The following is a 21,411-nucleotide window of genomic DNA, read 5'->3' as shown; positions in this document are numbered from 1 at the left end:
TAGTGTTAGTCTTTATTCGGTATTCTCTGCTGGCTGAATCTCAGCTACATTCACTTTGTATGCGCTGATTAGTTCGGAATTGACCACAATATCTTCCTTGCCAACCCAAGTGCCGATAATGGTTTGAGGGCCGAGGTTAAAATCAAAGTTGCCACTTAGAAGAATATAGGTATCTAGATAAGGGACTAGGGCAGTGGAGCCTTCTACTGAAGCAACATCTGCTTGAAATCTGACTTTGGTTTTGGTGTATTTCTCTAACTGGTCCAGAAGAATATCGATAAAGTCGGTTTTGACCTTGGTAAACACATACACACCGCTTGTATATTCATAATAGGATTCTTTATCGCTGCCTTCGCCAGTCGCATTATTCGCGATAATTACGCCTTTGCGATCTAGTTTGATACTATCTGCGTCAAGTACAAGGATCTGGTTCAGCTGGGTATCCTCTAACTCGAAGATAAGCGTCCGTTTCTTGCGGTTTGAAGAGTCTCCCTCAACAAGAAGTGCTGGTAAGCCTTGTCCACTATATTCAGATGCGAACTGGATTTCTCTGACCTTCCAGTTCTCGTCTAACGTAGTCTCTGATTTGACTACTTGTTTATCTGACATCATGCGAGCATAGGTAAGTGTGTTCCCATGAATCCCTGCCGCTTCGAATAAAGTATCTTTCTTCCCTTTTTGGCCAATGACGTTAGTGAAGGTTTGACCAGGCAAAGCGGTAGATAAGAGCCGACTTGGATCATTTTGGAGCCATGCTGTTTCGGCTGCTTGGATTTGATCCTTCGCATCCTTATAGGTACCAAGTACGGTGTAGAGTTCAATCGCTTCAGCATACTCTTTGCTTTTAACAAGACCATCTGCCTTCTTAAAGGCAGCATTTACCTGCTTGGTAATAAAGGAGTAGAGCTTGGACTTAGATCCAATCCAACTCTTATTCGACTCTGCTAGCTTCGCGTATTCAATAAATTGGGTTAGAGTGGATAACTCGTCCTTTTCTATTAGAACCGTTAGCTCGGTTTGGGTATGCTGCTCGGCAATTGGGATTAGCCAGCTTGCCTTAATTTCTTTGGTCTGATAGATACTCCATAGATCTGCGGTTGCTTTCAAATATTCGGGCAAAGATTTATGCTTAGCCCAGTAGCCGAGCTTAGCCTTATCGTATTTCTCGAATAGAGCACGAACTTCTTTATCTTTCTTCTTCTGATCCCCGAATAGGTCAGCAGGTAGAGCAGCGAACTCCGTTATGTAGTTGTCCTCTTCAAAGGTAAGATTCTTGATACTTGCTTCTGCAGTTTGGAGGATATCCTCTTTAATCTTAACTAAGGCTTCGTTCAACTCCTTGTCTAATTGCAGTTCACCAGACATACGCTGAAATAAAGCGGCAATCTCGGCATCTTCCTTCGCGTAATCTACTTTGGCTTGCTGATAATTTGTATGAACTAAAAGTAATTTATCTAGCGCATTATTTTTGCTATAACGTTTAACATCATCACTGAGCGTGGTTAATAAGGATTTCATCTCTGTAACAGGCTTTAGTTGATCCAGATGAGAGGTGACTTCGGTTTCTTTATAGTTAATCCAACGATTCTTATAGGTTCGCATAAGGTTTTCTTCGGCTGACATTAGATCTTTATTTTCAAGATAAGCTACACCTTCGTTGTAGTAATAGATTTTGTCTGCTACACGAATAAGTTTATATCCAACTAATACAAGAGCTAGACAACAAATCACTAGAGCGATATTTCTCATGCTACAATCCTTTCTATAGTAAGCCTGAAAAATCAGGATCATAGTTGTATTTAACGTGAACGATATCTTTGGTTTTATGGTACAGCTCAGGCCATTGCCCTGAATCTGATTCAGATAGGAGTTGACATAAGCGCAGAAGCCGTTCTTTGGGCAGATAATCAACGTACTCAATGAGAAGTACTTGGTATTTGGTTACGTATTGCTTCACGCGAAGTGCTGCTCCTGCGATGCTGGTTAGTATCTCGTGATTACGGTCCAAATTCTTAATTTGCGTGCGGTGAGTCATTACATAATCCAAAGCACCACTTTTGATCAGGCTTTTGTTTATTTTGGATACTTCATATAAATAAAGCACAAATCCAGGATCGTACGTATTCGGAATGAGTGAATCTAGTTCAAGATCCATATCTTTGCGGATTATAAAATGATACAAACACCACAGTTTATGATGCTTAATGGGCTCGTTTAATAGGAAATAGCCGATTTCACGCAGCATCTCATAAGCTACCTTATACTGCTCATCATTGATCTGTTGAATGGCACGTTCCATGTCTACCTGGAGACCCTTGCTAATACTTGGTATCTGCCCTTTTAGGGTTTTGTGAAACCAAACCTGCTCTATACCCGTCTTATATTTATAGCGTAAGTATAAATATAAGCCGGAGAGGCCAAATGCAGCGATTATCGTAATGATGATTTCCGTTAGACTTCGAGCAATTAGAATGGTTAAACAAAAGAAGGTGACAAAAGCTAGTACCTCTGTATGGACCTTCTTACGGTTCAGGGAAGCGATGTGTTCTGTGGCAGGGATGAAATTCTGTTTCCCACATTGCTCGCATTTATCGTCCCATAAGACAGAGTATTGATTGCAGCTCTTACAATAGCGGAGTCTTTCGAATGCATGTATATTTTTGGGTGATTTTCGAAACTGAACGGCTGATTTGGTTTGCATGAATTATGACCCTCCACTCATGTGATTATGGGTATTCAGCTCTACAATGAGGTCTGAGTCAATTTGTTCATAGGTAGGGTGATTCTTATCGTATTTGCGAAACAATAGCCATTTACGAAGGACATACACAGCTGCGCAGCTAAGTAATAGGTAAGTTATCATATCATTCTCCTAATCATATAATAAGTTCGTACATGTCATCCTACGGCAATTTTCAATCAATAGGAATTTGTAGAAAAATAGGCGACAAGCCCTATTATAGTTTATAATATATCATAGTCTAATATTACGATTTTAGCGAATAATGGGCTTCAATAGATAGAGCATAAGTGAAGTCGGAAATTGGTGTGGAGGTAGAGTACAATGATTCAGAGAAAAAATAGATTTTTGTATATAACAGTGGGTTTAATAATGGCTTTGATGATTTCTTTAATAAGCCCGATGACGCTGCAAGCAGCCACTAGCACGGATACCAAGATGGATGCGGTACTTGCTGTTGATATGAGTACATCGATGAACAATAGTGATAAGAATAAGCTCAGTAATGAAGCTATGAAGATGTTCATTGATATGGCATCTGTATCCGGAGATAAAATCGGGATTGTCGGTTATACCGATCAAGTCATTCGAGAGAAAGCACTTCTCAAGATCGATTCTCCGAAAGATAAGCAGAATTTAAAAACTTTCGTTGATCAATTGACGAGAGGTCCCTATACAGATGTTGCAGTAGGTGTGAGTGAAGCACTCAATATTCTGGAATCTGGACGTGAAGCAGGTCATGAACCGCTCATCATCCTGCTTACCGATGGCAATAATTCACTTAACAAAGATCGCACGCAACAGGAATCCGATCAAATGCTGGAAGAAAGTATTAAGAAGGCGAAGGATCAAGGGGTTCCGATTTATACGATCGGGTTAAATGCTGACGGCACCCTGAATAAGGATGTTCTTCAGAAAATATCAGACGAGACGAATGGCAAAATGTTCGTGACCAAAGACGCTGATTCACTACCGCAAATTCTTAGTGAAATTTTTGCTAATCATATGAAGCTCAAGGTTGTGCCAATCACGACACTTGGAGCTAACGGACAATTCCAAGATGTAACGCTAACCATTCCGAATGCAAGTGTGCTTGAAGCTAATATTTCGATCATGTCGAGTAAGCCAGTCGAGGTTAAGCTGTTTGATCCAGCAGGGAAAGAGCGGGTCATACCATCCGATGACACACTGTTGTCAAAGTCTAGTGCATATTCACTCGTGAAGGTATTAAAGCCAGACCAAGGCGACTGGAAATTACAGGTTAAAGGTGTAGATAAACAAGAGATTAAGATTAATCTACTGTTCAATTACGACTTGCAGGTTGTGATGAGTCCATTAAATAAACAGAAGTATAAGACCGGGGATACCGTCGACATTACGGCCGAGCTTCATTCGGATGGTAAGGTGGCTAGCGAGCCCGAGCTATATAAGAATTTAAAGTCTACTTTGCTAGTGAAGGACTTAGATACGCAGCAAAATACAGAAATTCCATTAACGCAAGCTGATCAGAAATTCAAAGGAAGCTACAAAGTAGCAGATGAGCATGATTATGAGTTAACTGTAAGGTTAGAGGATGCAAGCTTATTGCGCGAATCGGAGCCTGTATCTATTACGGCTAAGCCAGATGGTGCTGTTAAGCCAAGCTCTAGCCCTAGTCCAACGACAACGCCTGATGCACCTAAGGATGAGAAGCCATTCCCATGGCTGTATGTGGTGCTTGGAGTCGTAGGGTTACTAATTGTTATACTTGCGGCACTCTATATTGCGGCTATGATGAAGAAAGCGAATAAAGGCTTTTATGGACAGATGGTTATTGAGGTTCGTGATGAGAATACAGGTGAGAGAAGTAATCCACAATATAAGAAATTAAATACATTTAAAGGAAAATTTAACTTGCATCAAATCCTTCAGCTTGCGCCAGAGTTTGCTGAGACGAGCAAAATTAGCTTTAGTCCGGGTAAGAATGATACGATCATTGTAACTAACCAGACGAGTTGTGTGATTGAGATCGGTGGTCGAGCCATCGATGCAAGCAAGGGCAAAGAAATTCGTAAGAATGACCGCATGAAAATAACCCTACAGAACGTCAATAAATCGATAAGTATTGAATATATCATTTAGGAGGCTTCACCACTATGAAAGCAACGGTCAGGGAGCATATCCAGCAATTAGATGTATCATTGGGCGGGGGAATCGTCAGTGATAAGATCCGTGTAGATACGATCGACAATCCGATGCTCGTGATTGGACTCGGCGGAACAGGAATTGACGCATTACTGCGTTTGAAGTATCAGATCAATAGACGTTTTAAATTACCAGAAGATCCGATTTCTAAGAAAAAGAAAGATAAACCCGATAACGTAGAGTTCATCGCCTTTGAGACGAATGAACATGATCGTAATAAGAAGTACAAAGGGATCGGACTTGATCCCTTAACTGAATTTGTCTTGTTATCGAATGCAGAAATCGGTGGATTACTGCAGAATAGAAGTATTCTAGAGCCTTATATAACCGATTGGTTATCGAATGAACTAATCATTACCGATGGAATTAGCGGAGCTTCAGGTGTCAGACAAGCAGGTAGACTGCTCCTGTTCACGAAGATTATTCAAGTTGTTCAAGCGATTGAGAAGAAAATCTCGATGCTCTCAGTAGGTACGAATAAGAAGCTGATGGTATTCCTGTTAACTGGACTTTCAGGTGGGACAGGAAGTGGTTGCTTCTTGGATATTTCCTATATCGTGAGAGGCTTAATGGAACGTGAGCATGGTGTTTCCGGAGTAGATAAGGTGAGCTTGCTCGGTTATTTATTCACTCCGGATGTAAATTTGTCCAATAAGAGCCTATCCGATCATTCCAAAGAATATATTAAGAAAAATGGCTATGCAGCACTTAAAGAGCTCGATTACTGGATGAATGTCGATGAGCGCGGAGAAAGATTCCAGCAGCGTTATGGCAACATTCTAACCGTGAATTCACCGATGCCGCCATTCAACTTGGCACATCTGATTTCAGCAACTAATCTAGAGGGCAAGCTGCTAGAGAACGCCTACGACTATTGCATGAATGTCACAGCTGAGAACATCACGAACTTTATGGCTAGCGAAGAGAAACAGTCTGGTGAAGAGTTCGCGATTCATGATTATATCAGCAATATTCGTACGAATATCAATCAAATGCCGAAGGCATATGCGGCAAACTATCAATACAATATTCTCGGTGCTTCTTCAGCCGTACTTCCAATCGAGGAAATGACGACTTATCTCGCTTATCGTGTATTTAATAAGATGGAGAAAATGTTCGACTCAGCGCCTTCAATGGAAGATACGGAGAAATTCGCGCGTAAGCTAGCTATTGATCTCGATTCTGTTCACCGTGTATTTGAACAAAGAGTGCCTGAACCGATTCCTGGTTATCAGAATAGTGAGCGGCTAAGCTACAACAATGTCATTAAGCAACAGGTTGTTCACATAGACACGGAGCTAGAGCAGAATTTCCTATCAAGAGCTAGGGAAGAGTATATCAAGACAAGAAAACAGCTTCCAGCTCAGAAGGTGGATGAGCTTGCTGACCAAATTAAGCGTGTGTTCCTACATCCTGAGCAAGGTCCTTTCTATGCATCGCGCATTATTTATTCAGAGAAGGGTTATTGCATTCTGAACTTAATTTCGTCTTATATCGAGACATTACGAGAGAATCTAGCTAGAATTCCACGTGATATCGATACTGTTCGTGAGCAAGCCAGTATGAAGATGGCGGATGCGCGAAGTGCGTTTATTTCCAAGGATAAGAAGAAGGATGCATACATTGAAGCTAAGATCGAAGAATATTTAATGCTAGCTGATATGGAAAGAATGGAGCAGATGATCGACTTCTACGAGGATCTGCACAAGCTAATTAACGATCATAATTCCCGTATCTATCAAGTGTTCACGGAGCTTCTGAACGCACTTAACCAGATTTTCGAGAAGAATGGCGATATCCTGATTAATGGCGAAGAAGAGATTGATCATAAGGGAAATAAGACGTATTACTGGAATGTAGTAAGTGTTCCGGATATGGTCAAAGTGATTGGTAATATTATGGATGATCGCAATGTCGATGATCTCATTCGTGATTTTACAAGCGAGCTGCTTGATAAGTCAGGTAAGTGGATCAAAGAACAGGAAGTGGATGTCGTCGGTTCGATTTCCGATTTCTTATCAGATCAGTTCGGTGACTTGATTACGAAGTCGATGGAAGATTTCCTAGTTATTAAATATGGTAACGAAGATGCAGTTGATAAAGTTGTAGAACGCAAAATTGCTGGACGTCTAGATGACGAGGCAATCCCAGTATTCCATTTGAATAATAGCTTAGGCAATCATCATTTTCCTTCATGGGGCTTTGTGTCTGTACCGGTGCATGCACCGAATATTTTCAAAGGAATTCGTAGCTATCAAGATACATCGATCGCTAAGTCACGCTATACGGTGAAGGAAAGCCAAGTGAAGAACCGGATCTTCTGGCTGAACACGAAGAATGGGATTCCGCTCTTCTTATATACACCACTGAAAGTATTTGAAGAAAGCTATGAGCGTACGATTCTAGAGCAAGAAGGCGTTGGTCGTCACCTAGTACAGACCGATAAAATCAATTGGACTAACTTGCCATCTCCGATTCCTGAGAGATCATGGGGAGACACCTATGAGAATAGACGTGTTAAGAATTATAATGCTGAAGTTAGAAGCCTATTTGAGAAGGCTCTTTCATTCAAATGTATTTCAGTTAAATCAAGTGATATTGGTACTAGTAGTAGATACGAGGTTATTTTCACGAAGCCTTTGCAGCTGAATGAATTGACCGATAAATATGACATGCAGCTTAACAGCCAAAGACCCAACCTAGGTGAGGTAAAACGTTGCAGTAGCGAGCTTGCAAGCCTGCTTGAGAATGGACTCGAAAGAGTATCCTCCAAAGACATTTTCAGTAGTGTTGATGAAGATATGGCGAAGGAAAACTTGATTCGCTCACCTGAATTGTTACGTGCTCTGAAAGAAGAAATTCGCAAGTATGAGCAAATTACAGCGAAGAAGAATGAGCTAGATCGTGTGTTAAGCTCGTTCCAAGACGAAGAGAAGCTTGTTGATCAGTTTATTGAAGCCATGTATACAGACACGATAACGAAGAAGGGTGCTTTGATCGTCTACGATCATGATGCTGATGAAGATGCATGGACACCACTTCTGAATCTCATTCAGGTGAACAAATTTGTGGACTATGAGATTTATAATGTGATGCGTAAGTACGATGAGAAGCATATCGGTCTGATTCAGCGTAAATCATTGAAGCGTGCTACGCAGGTAGCATCTTCAACTGATATTTCTCGTCTATTATCGAAGCTGCATGAAATGCTCGAGAAATTCCAAGAAGCCAAGTCGAGCCTCGATTATGGACGTAACGAGCTCGTGAATGGTGAAGAAATGTATGCTTTCTATAATCAAGTTGCGACCAAAGTCAAAGATATGATTCGCACTTTAAAATAGCTTATTCCGTAAGAAGAGGGGGATGGCGGTTGAAACAACGATTGCTTGATTTTTCCAAGGAATTTGCTGCTAACCAAGAAAAACTCAATCATGAGGGCGACGAACAACGTAACATCTCTAATCCGTTAGTGTTTTTATTTGTAGGTGATAAATCACTTGAAGCATTGCGAAGCATTCATGAGTTAGTAGATGTGAACTGGAACAATGCTTCAGGTGTCCTATACTTTCATGTTGGTGTGGAGGAAACGATCTCGCTTCCGAACACCTACCAATTTCAATTGCCTGGTCCGTGTGAAGACCGTAAAGTACTTCGCACGGGTCTGCATGAGCGCTTCTATCAAGATGAGCAGAAGTTAATTGAGCTGAACCAGACGATACGCCAAATGAGCATTCGAATCGCGGAGCTAGGGAGTATGTATGATTCCTTCCAGCGGTTGAATATTGCGGTTGTGACAAATGTAAGCGATCCTTGTAATGTTCTGCTACCCGAGATTACCCTGCTGATGCAGACGGTTCTAAGTGAAACGTTCAAATTCATTCAAATCGATCTCTATGGATTGGTGCAAGAAAAGAGTGAAGGCGAGCAGCTCGCTTTGCCTATTTCATATGGAGTTAGCTTTCTTCGAGAGCTGGATCGTTATCAAGCCAAGGATTATCAATTCCAGGCTATGCTGCAAGTAACGGAGGATCAAATTAAGTTCCCTGTTGTGCATGCACCTTCACCGCTCTTTGACCTTGTCTATTTACTCAGTGACAAGAATGAAGCAGGCATTGTTCCAGAGAACAGCATGGCGATCAATTATGAGATCATTTGCAGACTGAACCTGCTTAAGAATGGCCGGGCGGTTCGAGGTATTGATTATCAGTACGACACCTACAATAACACGCAGTTTAAGCAGAATATTGGTGCTGCAAGCAGCGAAGCAAGTGTATATGCTACTGCAGGCTTTGCTAAGCTGCTACGCCCAAGCCGGGCAATTGCGGCAACGGTTGTGCATCAATTCTACAATAAAGTTATCAATCAGATGAAAGAGCATGGCGATACTCAGCGAAGAGAAATGATGGAGCTCTTGCAGCTTGATTTACCTTCGATTGAGCGTAAAGTAAATACATTACTGCCAAACGCAAGTAAAATTGAAGAAATGAATAGTCTACTTTACCGTAATCTATCGGTCACTGAAATGGATCAGTTCACCTTACAGCAGGCTGAGGAAGCGATGTATAGTGATACATGCAAAGCCTTCTTCGCAACCTACTTCAGAGATTCGGCATACGCCGCACTGGTGAGCTTGAATCCTGCTGAGGAGCTTGATCGAATCATTGAGCAGCATGTCATTAAGCATCCGCGATATGGGCTCTACTGTGCCTATATGTGGACGACAGACGATTCCGCTGTGTTAGGTGAACTACGTGCGATGATCAAAGATACCGTGAAGGATCTAGATCAGGTCCGTGAGGAGCTATCAGATGCTTATCGCGAAAGGGTAGAACAGCAGGATTTTCAGCGAATGCCTTTGTTCAAAAAAGGAAATACGAAGCGGTTTATTCGCCACTTTTTCAATAAAATCTATGGGACTCAGCATGCATTACTTGAGCTTGAGATCAAGCTGAAGCTGCTAGAATCCTATGAGCGAACTTTAGAGGAGCTACATGCCAGCTACAGCAAGCAGCTTGCACAATTAGAGGAAATCGGTAAATGCTTGAAGGATGTTTCTAGACAATGCATCTCGGATACGAGCGAACATTTGGGACGCAATATTCCTGAGTATTACGAAACGGTTGTGGATCAAATTACGAAGGATCTGGAGCAGAAGCATGGTCCGCAGTTTTATTTTGATGATCGGTTCATGGGCAATATTTCGGAGCAGCTTCATGGTCAATCAGAGCGTTTATTGCAACGATTAATTGATGTGTGTCGCAAGGAAGTATTCCCTTCACAACGGCTTCAGCTATCGTTCGAAGAAGAATTGCTTGCTCGTGCGAATGTAGCTGTGAGCTTCGATAATCGGGAAGTCCTCTCTAAAGAGGTGCTGTTCCGTGATTTGTATGAGACGCTGGAGCAGGATTCAACCATTCATATGGATGTATACAACTACACACATAAGCATCGGCATGATGAGAAGTATTTCTTAGGGGATAGCCAGAGCGAGTTCATCCAATATGCCTTCTCGGTTGATAGTGGTAGTCGGAGATATAAGCTAGGCTGTTTACATGAGAACAAGAATAGTGGAGTTGAGAAGTTAAACCTGATGGGTGGATTCCGCATTCAGGATATGATGTTTTACCGCAATGGCAAGAAGTATTATGAAACTTACCAGGAGAATGGCTATCAGTTCCACTGTAAGGAAGAAGAATTTACGTTGTAAAGATGGGGAGTGTCCGCGTAATGGGGGAGAGAAAAATAAGTGGATTGATGGTGCTTTTTAGCTTGCTAGGGGGAGCTGTTGGATTCGCAATAGGCGAGCTTGTTCTCAGCCAGCTAGAAGGAAGTCTGTCTCCTATTCTGCTGATGGCGATTTATTTTGGTCAATTCGCTTTCGTGGTAGGTTTATTTATATTCCTTGCTGAAATTATATCGCCGGACTTGAACGGAATTGGTTGGCGTACAAGATATACAGGTCAGGGCTGGATGTGGCTGATCCCAGCAACATTCGTTATGCTGTTTGCAGCAGCAGCCCTTATGCAATTCGTGTACGGCCTTGATTTTGGCAAAAATCAGCGTGCACAGAACCTTGTGCTCGTGATGGACGTGTCAGAAAGCATGATTCAAACCGATCCAGATCGTGAAAGCTTTCAAGCAGCTAAAGACTTAGTTCAGCGAATGGATAAGGATATGAAAACCGCTATTATTACCTTCAATGAAGAATCTTCTATCTTACAGCCGCTGATTTCACTTCGTGATCAAGGAGCTAAGGATCAGGTTATTGCTTCGCTAGAGGGCTTCGGTAAATACGAGGGTCAGACAAATATTGGTCTAGCGCTTGGAGAGGCTGTTAAGCAGATACAATCAGAGACCGATCCGAAGCGCAAGAGCGTTGTGATTCTACTTTCTGACGGTTATAGCGATGTCGACCTACCTGCAACATTAGCGCCATTCCATAGCGACAGGATTGCTATTCACACCGTTGGTATGAGCCTTGCGAGTACTGATGGTGAGCGATTATTACAAAGCATCTCGGATCAAACGGGAGGAAGCTATAATAATGTAGAGAACGCCAAGAGCTTAACTGGTGTATTCGATCAGATTTATCAGGAGCAGCAGCAACGTCATTTAGTTGGCGAACGCTATGGAGAAGCGGCAGATAGCGCTGTCTATGCTGTATTACGCATTCTGTTCCTTGCCCTCATCGGTACCTTACTTGGATTGTCGCTTGGCATTATATTTGATAATCGACATTTAGCTCTTAGCTTCGCGATTGGGGGAACCATTGCAGGGCTGATTGCAGGGCTGATATTAGAGTTCGGTCTAAGGATTCATTTCATGCCGGCATGGGGCGATCGTTTCTTTGCGGATATCGTACTTGCTGTGTTACTTTCTGTTTCAACTCTGATTATACCGATTAAACGTAAGTATGTGCTGAATGAACAATCAAGGCCAATCGGCGGCAGGGCATTACAGAATGACCCATACCGTCCTAAATCGAGTAAAGGATTTCGGTAGATGAGAAACTTAGCTATAGAATGGATTGAGGCAACGTCAACAGAATCGCGTATTACAGGGGTTTCCTATCAGCTTCAAGATCATGAATGTACGCTTACTTGGCTATGGCCGGAGAATGTGCAAGCGGTGTACATTTATAGCTATGCAGTGGATCATGAGCTTCCTGCCGCAGAGCGGTCTGCTAAGTCGATGAGGCTCTATACACGTGAGGAATATAAGGCTAGTAGCGGTTATCGAGAGCGGATTGATGCAATCGAGCGTCATGCGTACCGTGTATATCCGTGTATGAGAAAAGAAGGTAAGCTTGTGGTGGTTGAACAAGAGGATAGTGATAACCTGGTGCAGTTTAGCATGGGTAAGGCCATTATTCGCTATGGGATACATTACCGCAAAAGCTTATTCAGTAAATACCAAACGGTTCGTATTCAGATTACGAGCGAGGTACATGTTAAGAAAGAAGTGCTATGTTTTGTGAAAAAAGAAGGCAGCTTTCCCCTTCATAAAGATGATGGCATCGTTTATCCATTTGTTCATGATTTTGAGCCAGGACGAAACGTCATGTCTGAGATTCAAATTCTCAAAAGTGAATCCATCAAGCTGTTTTTTACAGATGGTAAGAAATATGGCCAGATCTATGAGCTAATGCCAGAATAAGGAGGAGGATGCGAAATGTTCGGCTTTTTGAAGACCCTATTTGATAAGAAACCGCCTGTTAAAGAGCGACCACCATTCTATCCCATTGTGTGCCCGTATTGCTTCAGTAAATTCAACCCTGAAGATGTCGTGTTTCGGGCTACACATGTGAGTGAAGTGGATGATGATTATATGCTCCAAGATGATGAAATCCTGAATAACCACCGGGAGAAATTTGGCCTAGCTCCGCTCGCTGATATGGAGGCAATTATTTATCCGGATCATATTCCACATGAGAATAGATTGTATTCTGACAATGTATTAGTTGGCGTTGTGGATGGACATGGTTACGAGACGAAGAAACGGTTATGTCCTAAATGTCATAATGAATTGCCACTTCCTTCGGGTAAGTTCCCAAGCAATATTATCTCGATTGTCGGTGCATCGCAGGTAGGTAAATCTGTATACATGACTTCGCTGATCCATACACTGCAGCATTCGACTGCATCGAACTTTGATGCGGCTTGTATGCCGCTGAATGCTGAGATTAGTAGAAAGTTCCGATACAATTATGAAGAGCCTATTTTTGAACGAGGCCGGATGCTTGATAGCACACAGAAGGAACAACGACAAGAACCGTTTATTTTCCAATTCGTATTCAAAGATCAGTCTCAAGCACCGCTGACACTTGTGTTTTTTGATGTAGCGGGTGAGGGTGTCGTTGATAAAGAATACCTTGATTTATACGCATCTCATATTAAGAACTCAGCAGGTATTCTGTTCCTGATCGATCCGCTCCAAATTCGGATGATTCGGGAGAAGCTGCAAATTAATATTGGCGATCGCCAAGGGGAATTTACAGAGCGATATGATGAACCAAGGGATGTCATTATCACGATGTTCGAAAGCTTTATCGGTCATCAGGAGAATAGTAAAACGGATATCCCAACCGCTGTCGTTCTGACGAAGAGTGACATGCTAGAGTATTTGAAAGAAGATGATGGTAATGGCTATATCAAGTCTAACAGTAATGTGTTCCGTAATTTTGTGCATAAGCAGTATATGAATATAGACGAAATCGAGAATATTAACGGAGAAATCCGGAGATTTATTGAGAAGGTTGATCGTCCATTCAAGGATGCGGTTGACGTTTATTTTACGAATAATGCTTACTTTGCTGTTTCGGCACTAGGGAGTAATCCTGTGAATCAGCAAATCACTGGTGTGGTTAATCCGATTCGTGTAGACGAACCATTCATTTGGCTGCTTAATCAGCTTGATTATATCGAAGGGAGAGATGAATAAGTGGCGACATCAGGCCGAATATTTCAACAGATATATACACGCGACCGAGAAGGAATATTTAGAACCAACGAGGGGTTAGATACCGTTGCCAAATCGCCATCACTCGACAATAGCTTTATCAAAAAGGTACTGCATCCATTCTGTTTCTATAATGCGCCGCAAGAGCTCCGCAGTAGAGGAGAACAGGATCTAACGCAATATCCGGAATCGCTTATGATGTTCCCAGTGGAAACTGGAGAACTGATTATTGGCCGAAGCATATACGCGGGATCTGATTTTACAGGGCAACGAAACACCTTTTTTACTCATAATTTTGTTATTCCGTCAGAGCTCAAGGATGAATTCATTAAGAATCCAGCTATGATATTTGGTATTCGTAACTTTCTGGATCGATATGATATTCAAGATGGCAAGGAATTGCCAGAACTAGCTCAGCTTGATTATGAAAGGCATGCAGCGGGTAGTGTATCAGGTAAGTTCCTGGACCAATTGGGGATTACGGAAACTATTTTTAAACAATTGCTAGCTTCTATTATGTTGTCGATTGCAGGCAAAAAGAAAGTGTATATTATTCTTGATGTCAATATTTCAGATACATCCATTATGGCGACGAAGCTGCTAGAAATTCTCTATCAGTGTCTCCCTTATGAAATGCGTAGAAATTACGGATTCATGACCTATAACAATGAACCTCAGGGCAAGAAGTACATCAACGTCATGTTTGTGGAAAAAGGCAGCATTAGAGCAATGGACCGCAACATCGATAAGGATTATTTGTTCGACTTCCCGAATGGACGCATTGCGAATATAGATGCTGCTAGTGTGAATAGCGAGTATTTAGACTATGCTTGGCGCTATAAAGATGAGCCTGACATGTTGAATGGCTTTTTTGAATTTGTGGAGCAAGCGTTTAATGGTGAGGATGACAATGATCGTCTTGCTTTAGCGACTTACTATAAACTATTTGCTTTATATCAGATTGAACAAGGTCACGAAGCCATTTATGAAAGCAATAAAGAGGCTATACTTGAATCACTTAATAGCTTCTTAAACATTCAGAATGTATCAGGTAAAACAAGACTGAACAAGATCATGCTAATGCTGCTGGACAAAGAGCATCGGTTGATCCGAACGGAATACACACCTACACTTCAATCGATTCAAAGTACGATTAACTATGCTTTGCTAGCAGATGAAGAAACGGGAGCCCGTTTACTAGAGCTTTGGGTGATGGCCATCTACAATGGTTGGCAGAAACAAGATACGACATATACAACAGAGATCTATGATAGTCTGATGAAGCAAGGCAATTTGTTTAACGATTGTCTGCGTTTCATAATTGGACAACCTTATCTAGAGAATATGCTGCTGGATTACTTACATACGCGTTTGGTGAAAGTCAAAGACGCTGAACGCTTTGAACAAGAGCTGTTATTCTGGGCAGAGCATCTACCTGAGATGCTGATCTCTCAACCTTTTGAAGAACAGGTATTGAAGAAAATCGAGCAATTGTTTACGAAGCAAGCAGCTTCAAGAGATAGTAGAGCGATGTATGATGCAATTACACGTACGTTTGATGCGCATGAAAAGCTAGGGATCGATAAACTGTGTGCTGAACTCGTGAATAAGCTGATCGTACAGACGCTCAATGAAATCGAATCAAATCCGACCAATGAACAAGAATTGAAGGATTTGAAGTTCTTATTCATTATTCCTCGTGCCGAGCTGCTTCCTAATCTCACAAGCAGAGGACGAGCTCATTGGAAGATTCTTCACACCGTTATACAAGTGGTTACAAGAACCGATATACAGCAATCGGAGCTGGTCAAGGAATTTGAGGATTTATCGTCGAGTGAGCTGCATAAAGTTCAGGAATTAATGCAAAAAATATATCGTGGAAATGTGAATGAAAGTCTCTACAGTAGACTGATCTATGCTTTCTATGAAAGTAATCAAGATAAATATGCCAATGATTCCTATGATCAATTCCAATATGATATGTTGCTAGAGTACTTGTATATCAATGCAGATGAAGAGGGTGTACATAGTTTCTTGTTATGGTCCTCTCATCAATCTGGCTTCACTATTGGAAGACAAGTAATTGCTGGCTATGATAAGGCCATTCGCACTTATTTCCATAATCATGATCCGAAGGCATTCAAGGATAAACAAACGACAGCAAGTCTGATGCAGGTACGTCATCCAGGGATGTTGAATCTGTTCAAGTCAATTAAACTAGATCAGTCCAATCCATTAATCCGATTTGTAGCTAGGCATAAGAAAGGATTTCGGCTGACCGTACTCTTAACTATGGCCTTAGTACTACTAGCAGTTGTCGTTATTTTGGTATGGACATTAATTTCTGCCTTTACCTCAGATGATAAACCGGAAGGTAATGTTGTGACACCTTCGCCTAATGTGGTAACGTCGTCACCAGATGTATCACCATTGCCTGGAGTGTCGCCAAGTCCGAATGGATCTGTGTCTCCATCGCCACCAGCTTCATTAGTGCCATCGGCGACACCTACTGAGGGTGCAGGTACAGGTACAGGTGCGGGTTCGGGTGCAGGTGCAGGTACAGGCGCAGGCACAGGCACAAGTACAAGTACGGGTGCAAGTACAAGTACAGGTACAAGTACAGGTACAGGTGCAGGTGCAAGTACAAGTGTAAAGCCAAGCGCGACACCAACGCCAAAACCGTAATAAATTTGGCGGATTAAGTAGGAGTAACGATTGGGTTGAACATCGAATGAACATCGAATGAACATCGAGTGAACATCGAGTGAACAACAGGAGAGCGTTAGATAAACATTAGACAAGCATTAGATGAAACCTATAATTAGTAGATCAACATCAGATTAATTCAACATCAAACAAACTCAGAACAACAACAATCAAAGACAAGTGACTGTCCTCTGGTAATTTTCTACTAGGAGGGCAGTTTTTTTATGGAGAAAAGGGCATTTAACGATTTTGCATAGGCAAGCGGAAGCAAACGACGGTATAACGGAAGGAGCTTCCGGAATAACGCCCAAACGTGCCGGATCTACAGGAGTAACTAGTGAAATGAGCAGATAGGAGCAACAAAGCGGAAGTAAACGACGGTATAACGGAAGGAGCTTCCGGAATAACGCCCAAACGTGCCGGATCGACAGGAGTAACTAGTCTAAGGAGCTAATATGAGCAACAAAGCGGAAGCAAACGACGGTATAACGGAAGGAGCTTCCGGAATAACGCCCAAGCGTGCCGGATCTACAGGAGTAACTAGTGAAATGAGCCAATATGATCAACAAAGCGGAAGCAAACGACGGTAGAGCGGAAGGAGCTTCCGGAATAACGCCCAAGTGTGCCGGATCGATAGAGGTAACTAGTGAAATGAGCTAATATGAGCAACAAAGCGGAAGCAAACGACGCTATAACGGAAGGAGCTTCCGGAATAACGCCCAAGTGTGCCGGATCGACAGAGCTAACTAGTGAAAAGGGCTAATATGAGGATTAAAGCGGAAGCAAACGACGGTATAACGGAAGGAGCTTCCGGAATAACGCTCAAGCGTGCCGGATCTACAGGAGTAACTAGTCTAAAGAGCTAATATGAGCAACAAAGCGGAAGCAAACGACGGTATAACGGAAGGAGCTTCCGGAATAACGCCCAAGCGTGCCGGATCGAACGAAGTAATTAGTGAAATAAACTAATATGAGTATCAAACTAGAAGCAAAAGACGCTACTACGGAAGGAGCTTCCGTAATAGCGTCGAAAATTTCCGCATAACCGGGTGTTTTATTTTTGCTTAAGTAACCAAGTCGCAATATCATCAATTACATTAGCAGGTACGTTACCAGGAAGATTGTATTCTTCACCTGTAGATGGCTGATCGACGGATACGTAGAAGTGATTCAACTTTGGATACGATTTATAGGTAACATCTTTACGTGCACTTAGTGCTTTCTTCCATGAATCAAGCTGATCGGGCAATACTTGCATATCGTTCTCGCCTTGAAGGATGAGAAGTGGTCCAGCTTGTGTTTTAGCAATGTTGCCAGCATAATAATCGCGGAAGTCAAACCACCAATAGGCATTCGGCATAGTAAAGGTTGATGGAATATTTTTAACTGAATATTGAGGGTCTTTTAGTATTTTGACTTGCTGCTCCCACGCTGCAATTTGTTGTTTGCCAACTGCAATGACTTCTTCAGGCTGCCCTGCTTCAACCAGACGGTCAAGTCCTGCCTTCATTTGATCGGTCAATACATCTTCAAGTGGTTGATTTGGAGATGACATGATAATCGTTCCTGCGATTGCTTGATTCTTGTCTTGCTCGATAATTCTAGGTACGAGCATACCACCTTGGCTATGTCCAATTACGAATACACGCTTATTATCTATTCGTTTATCTGATTGTAGCAGAGAGATCGCTTGGAGAGCGTCGTCAACAGATTCTTCTTGAACGGTGAATTTTGGATTCATAGCACTACTTATTGGGTTTTCATGCGTTTGCTTTTCATAGCGAAGCACAGCGATTCCCTTAGCAGCTAGCCCGACAGCTAGATCGCGGAATGTTTTGTAGCCTCCGACGGTCTCGTCGCGATCGCTTGGACCAGAACCATGAACAAGAACAACAGATGGAAAAGGTCCATCCCCTTTTGGAAGCGTTAATGTACCAGGTACAGCAGTTGCTCCTTTGCCAACGACAACTTCTTCTTCTTTGTATTGATCAGCCTTATCATAAATAGGCTTCTGATAGTTGCTCGGTGTTGCGATTTCGATATATATATCGTCAACCTTACCTTGGTCATCAAAGCGAATATCAATTTGAAGTGGAATGGATTTATCAGTTGTATAAGTAAGTAGGGCATTATTATGTACTTTATTTTGCTCTTGTTGAACAGCGACTAGATCTGTCAAAGCACCATAAGGAGAAGCACTAAAATTGAAAATAACTGGCATCAATGCTTCAGGAATTAGACCTTGAAGCTTCTCATTCATCATCGTTCTTGCTTCAGGAAACTGACCATTCAATAAAAGATGAACGAAATAACTACCTAATGTAGGCACATCATTTGAATCAATGGCTAATCCCTTCTCTGAATGCCAGTCCACGTTAATCTGCAAAGCCTCTTCCAGTGCATCTAAGGGTACAGTCATTCTCTCATCGATCGTTGTTGCATTACCACTCATCGTAACTGGCTTCCCATTGACTATAGCTGTATTGCCACCAATGGTCACGGTGAATTGTAGCCCTCCACGCAGAACAGTTGCTTGCTGTTTCGCTGGGTCCCAAGTTACCTTAGCCCCAATCGATTCAGCAATGGTACGAAGTGGTACGGTAAGTGGTGCTTCCTTGCTTTCTGCCATCGCTTGAAGAGGCATTGCTAGTGTTAAGGTTAGCATGGAGCCAGCGATCAGTGTTTTAAAGCTTTTGGTTTTGAATAGTTTCATCCTATTTTCTCTCCTTATTTAGGAATCGCTTAGTCGAAGTTTTACTCCTGACTAAGCTGCTGGTGAAGCTATGATTTAATACGTTCAAGCAATCCCTTTCGTTTCGCGCATGTTTGATTGCACAGATCACTCGCCTTTACGATCTTACTTGAAGTTAGATCATATTACATTTGGCTATATATGTAAATTATAAATTGACTTAATGACGCTATCAAATAACTTAATATTAACAAGATAGAGCATAATTACTGCGTTCTATCCTTGATAGACGAATGAATAGAAGGGCCTGAATACCCAATGAAACTGCGGGATTTTATATACCGAAAAAAATTATGCAAAAATTTCATCAATTCCTTATCGTATTTTAGAAGGTGTGCTATAATTGTTTAGTGATAATTGCCATAATATTGATGTCATCTCGATTGAATTGGAGGCGGTTACAAGCTAATGTATACTAATCATTACGTTATTCTTGCAATTTTCGTAGTTTTTGCTATCATACTCGCGGCTGCTGCGTTTGTAATGGGTAGATTTCTTCGTCCGTACAAGCCGAGCGATCCCAAGTATACAACTTACGAAAGCGGTAACGAGCCAGTAGGTGAAGGGCAAATTCGTTTTAACATTAGGTATTATCTATATGCCTTAATGTTCGTAATCTTTGATGTGGAGACTGTTTTCTTGTACCCGTGGGCAGTTGCTTATAACCAGCTCGGGCTTTTTGCACTAGTTGAAATGTGCATTTTTGTCGTTTTACTGGCAGTTGGCCTACTATACGCATGGAAAAAGAAGGTGTTTGAATGGAACTCAGTTTAGACAAAATTACTCCTGAAGAAAGACAGGAGCTAGAACGCAATGTATTTATGACGACACTTGAACAGGTCAAGGCATGGGCACGAAGTAATTCACTTTGGCCTCTTACCTTTGGGCTTGCTTGTTGTGCGATTGAAATGATGAACACAGGAGCTTCACATTATGATTTGGACAGATTCGGCGTTATTTTCCGGACATCACCACGTCAGTCTGATGTGATGATTGTAGCGGGTACCGTTACGAAGAAAATGGCACCTTTGCTTCGTCGTCTATATGACCAAATGCCTGAACCGAAGTGGGTTATTGCAATGGGCTCATGTGCGACTGCAGGTGGTCCTTATGTGAAATCGTATGCTGTCGTCAAAGGTGTGGATCAGATTGTTCCAGTTGATGTTTACATCCCTGGCTGTCCACCTAATCCTGCGGCATTAATCTACGGAATTAACAAGCTTCAAGAGAAGATTCGCTATGAAGCGAAGACTGGGAAGCAGGTGACTGGTTAATGAGCGAAGACAACAAGTTAGCTGAATCGGCAGAACCTAGCCAAACAGCTCAACCTGCCGATGCTGCTGAGCCTGCTGGATCAGCTCAGTCCACAGACGCTGCTGAATTAGTTCATTCGACAGAAGCTGCTCCATCTGCTGAAGCAGCTCAACCTGCAGAATCAGTCCAGTCTGCCGATGCTGTCAAGCCAGCTGTTGAACCAGCAACTGAACCATCTGCTGAAGCTGCGAAGCCAGAGAAGGCGGAGCGACCTGCTAGACCAGAGCGCCCAGCAAAGGCAGCAGCAACGGACGAGGCGCCAGCTGTTCCAGTCGTGTCTCCTAATCAACCTTTACTGGATCAACTCATTCGTATACTTAGCACTGAAGTAGCGGAGGATGCAGTTACAGCCTCGCTAATCAATGAGCCGAATGGGCATTTGCCAACCGTGACCATTGCAGCAGAGCACTGGGCGAGTGCAGCATTAACACTGCGAGATCATCCCGAGCTACGGTGTAATTATTTACGCAATCTGTCTGGAGTTGATCAGGAAACACATCTTGAAGTGGTGTACCATCTGATCTCACTCACGACCAGAACGAATTATTGCGTCAGAGTCACTACGGATCGTGAAACACCATCCATTCCTTCCGTTACATCCGTATGGGAAGGTGCGAATTGGAATGAGCGTGAAGTATTTGATCTATTAGGTATCGACTTTCCAGGCCATCCCAACATGACACGTATTATGATGGCAGACGATTGGGTCGGACACCCACTGCGCAAAGACTATGAACCGTTAGACCCGGAGGTGTAG

15 protein-coding genes are annotated in these 21,411 nt (G+C 42.3%); 11 read left to right on the top strand and 4 right to left on the bottom strand.

Going from position 1 to position 21,411, the window contains the following annotated elements:
• Positions 1–12: 12 nt before the first annotated feature.
• Genes AC1DOK_RS11855 through AC1DOK_RS11845 form a run of 3 tightly spaced genes read right to left on the bottom strand, consistent with a single transcriptional unit; the run spans position 13 to position 2,863 of the window.
• Positions 13–1,749, bottom strand: coding sequence for a hypothetical protein (locus tag AC1DOK_RS11855; RefSeq protein WP_477554488.1), 1,737 nt, complete (start codon positions 1,747–1,749; stop codon positions 13–15).
• Between the two features lie 13 nt (positions 1,750–1,762).
• Positions 1,763–2,701, bottom strand: a complete 939-nt coding sequence (locus AC1DOK_RS11850; RefSeq protein ID WP_477554487.1) for a hypothetical protein — start codon at positions 2,699–2,701, stop codon at positions 1,763–1,765.
• 3 nt (positions 2,702–2,704) lie between these two features.
• On the bottom strand, positions 2,705–2,863 hold the full coding sequence (locus AC1DOK_RS11845; RefSeq protein ID WP_477554486.1) for a hypothetical protein: 159 nt from the start codon (positions 2,861–2,863) through the stop codon (positions 2,705–2,707).
• A 201-nt stretch (positions 2,864–3,064) separates the two neighbouring features.
• Between AC1DOK_RS11845 and AC1DOK_RS11840 the strand changes: the two genes are divergently transcribed.
• The 8 genes from AC1DOK_RS11840 (at position 3,065) to AC1DOK_RS11805 (ending at position 17,178) form a co-directional block, all read left to right on the top strand.
• Positions 3,065–4,861, top strand: coding sequence for a vWA domain-containing protein (locus tag AC1DOK_RS11840; protein ID WP_477554485.1), 1,797 nt, complete (start codon positions 3,065–3,067; stop codon positions 4,859–4,861).
• A 14-nt stretch (positions 4,862–4,875) separates the two neighbouring features.
• Complete coding sequence (locus tag AC1DOK_RS11835) at positions 4,876–8,265, top strand: tubulin-like doman-containing protein (RefSeq protein WP_477554484.1); 3,390 nt, start codon at positions 4,876–4,878, stop codon at positions 8,263–8,265.
• A 29-nt stretch (positions 8,266–8,294) separates the two neighbouring features.
• A complete protein-coding gene (locus AC1DOK_RS11830) occupies positions 8,295–10,631 on the top strand; it encodes a hypothetical protein (protein WP_477554483.1) in 2,337 nt (778 codons plus the stop codon).
• 20 nt (positions 10,632–10,651) lie between these two features.
• Positions 10,652–11,926 (top strand): vWA domain-containing protein, encoded by a 1,275-nt coding sequence (locus AC1DOK_RS11825; protein ID WP_477554482.1) that lies wholly within the window; start codon positions 10,652–10,654, stop codon positions 11,924–11,926.
• Positions 11,927–12,580 (top strand): beta-mannanase, encoded by a 654-nt coding sequence (locus AC1DOK_RS11820; RefSeq protein ID WP_477554481.1) that lies wholly within the window; start codon positions 11,927–11,929, stop codon positions 12,578–12,580.
• 15 nt (positions 12,581–12,595) lie between these two features.
• On the top strand, positions 12,596–13,864 hold the full coding sequence (locus tag AC1DOK_RS11815; RefSeq protein ID WP_477554480.1) for a TRAFAC clade GTPase domain-containing protein: 1,269 nt from the start codon (positions 12,596–12,598) through the stop codon (positions 13,862–13,864).
• The gene (locus AC1DOK_RS11810; RefSeq protein ID WP_477554479.1) at positions 13,865–16,567 is read left to right on the top strand and encodes a GAP1-N2 domain-containing protein; all 2,703 of its coding nucleotides are present in this window, start codon (positions 13,865–13,867) and stop codon (positions 16,565–16,567) included.
• Positions 16,568–17,043: 476 nt separating this feature from the next.
• A complete protein-coding gene (locus tag AC1DOK_RS11805) occupies positions 17,044–17,178 on the top strand; it encodes a hypothetical protein (RefSeq protein ID WP_477554478.1) in 135 nt (44 codons plus the stop codon).
• A 464-nt stretch (positions 17,179–17,642) separates the two neighbouring features.
• Here the strand turns inward: AC1DOK_RS11805 and AC1DOK_RS11800 are convergent, their stop codons facing one another.
• Positions 17,643–19,301 carry an alpha/beta hydrolase family protein gene (locus AC1DOK_RS11800; RefSeq protein WP_477554477.1) on the bottom strand — a complete coding sequence of 553 codons (1,659 nt, stop codon included), beginning with the start codon at positions 19,299–19,301 and terminating at the stop codon, positions 17,643–17,645.
• 447 nt (positions 19,302–19,748) lie between these two features.
• On the opposite strand from AC1DOK_RS11800, the gene AC1DOK_RS11795 reads away from it, so the two are divergent.
• Genes AC1DOK_RS11795 through AC1DOK_RS11785 form a run of 3 tightly spaced genes read left to right on the top strand, consistent with a single transcriptional unit; the run spans position 19,749 to position 21,411 of the window.
• Positions 19,749–20,114 carry an NADH-quinone oxidoreductase subunit A gene (locus tag AC1DOK_RS11795; RefSeq protein ID WP_477554476.1) on the top strand — a complete coding sequence of 122 codons (366 nt, stop codon included), beginning with the start codon at positions 19,749–19,751 and terminating at the stop codon, positions 20,112–20,114.
• Positions 20,099–20,614: a NuoB/complex I 20 kDa subunit family protein gene (locus AC1DOK_RS11790; RefSeq protein ID WP_477554475.1), complete on the top strand. Its 516-nt coding sequence runs from the start codon at positions 20,099–20,101 to the stop codon at positions 20,612–20,614. The genes AC1DOK_RS11795 and AC1DOK_RS11790 overlap by 16 nt, the downstream gene beginning before the upstream one ends.
• Entirely contained in the window at positions 20,614–21,411 is a 798-nt protein-coding gene (locus AC1DOK_RS11785) for an NADH-quinone oxidoreductase subunit C (protein ID WP_477554474.1), read from the top strand. The genes AC1DOK_RS11790 and AC1DOK_RS11785 overlap by 1 nt, the downstream gene beginning before the upstream one ends.

It is taken from the genome of Paenibacillus sp. P5_B5, assembly GCF_056400365.1.
Note: the sequence above shows the minus strand (reverse complement) of the source record. Positions and strands in the feature narration are given on the sequence as shown.

Excerpts from the sequence above, each read along its gene's own strand:
- AC1DOK_RS11850 (WP_477554487.1), bottom strand. The coding sequence starts at position 2,701 with ATGCAAACCAAATCAGCCGTTCAGTTTCGAAAATCACCCAAAAATATA.
- AC1DOK_RS11845 (WP_477554486.1), bottom strand. The coding sequence starts at position 2,863 with ATGATAACTTACCTATTACTTAGCTGCGCAGCTGTGTATGTCCTTCGT.
- AC1DOK_RS11800 (WP_477554477.1), bottom strand. The coding sequence starts at position 19,301 with ATGAAACTATTCAAAACCAAAAGCTTTAAAACACTGATCGCTGGCTCC.
- AC1DOK_RS11805 (WP_477554478.1), top strand. The coding sequence starts at position 17,044 with ATGAGCAACAAAGCGGAAGCAAACGACGGTATAACGGAAGGAGCTTCC.
- AC1DOK_RS11785 (WP_477554474.1), top strand. The coding sequence starts at position 20,614 with ATGAGCGAAGACAACAAGTTAGCTGAATCGGCAGAACCTAGCCAAACA.
- AC1DOK_RS11820 (WP_477554481.1), top strand. The coding sequence starts at position 11,927 with ATGAGAAACTTAGCTATAGAATGGATTGAGGCAACGTCAACAGAATCG.
- AC1DOK_RS11790 (WP_477554475.1), top strand. The coding sequence starts at position 20,099 with ATGGAACTCAGTTTAGACAAAATTACTCCTGAAGAAAGACAGGAGCTA.
- AC1DOK_RS11815 (WP_477554480.1), top strand. The coding sequence starts at position 12,596 with ATGTTCGGCTTTTTGAAGACCCTATTTGATAAGAAACCGCCTGTTAAA.
- AC1DOK_RS11835 (WP_477554484.1), top strand. The coding sequence starts at position 4,876 with ATGAAAGCAACGGTCAGGGAGCATATCCAGCAATTAGATGTATCATTG.
- AC1DOK_RS11795 (WP_477554476.1), top strand. The coding sequence starts at position 19,749 with ATGTATACTAATCATTACGTTATTCTTGCAATTTTCGTAGTTTTTGCT.
- AC1DOK_RS11840 (WP_477554485.1), top strand. The coding sequence starts at position 3,065 with ATGATTCAGAGAAAAAATAGATTTTTGTATATAACAGTGGGTTTAATA.
- AC1DOK_RS11825 (WP_477554482.1), top strand. The coding sequence starts at position 10,652 with ATGGGGGAGAGAAAAATAAGTGGATTGATGGTGCTTTTTAGCTTGCTA.
- AC1DOK_RS11855 (WP_477554488.1), bottom strand. The coding sequence starts at position 1,749 with ATGAGAAATATCGCTCTAGTGATTTGTTGTCTAGCTCTTGTATTAGTT.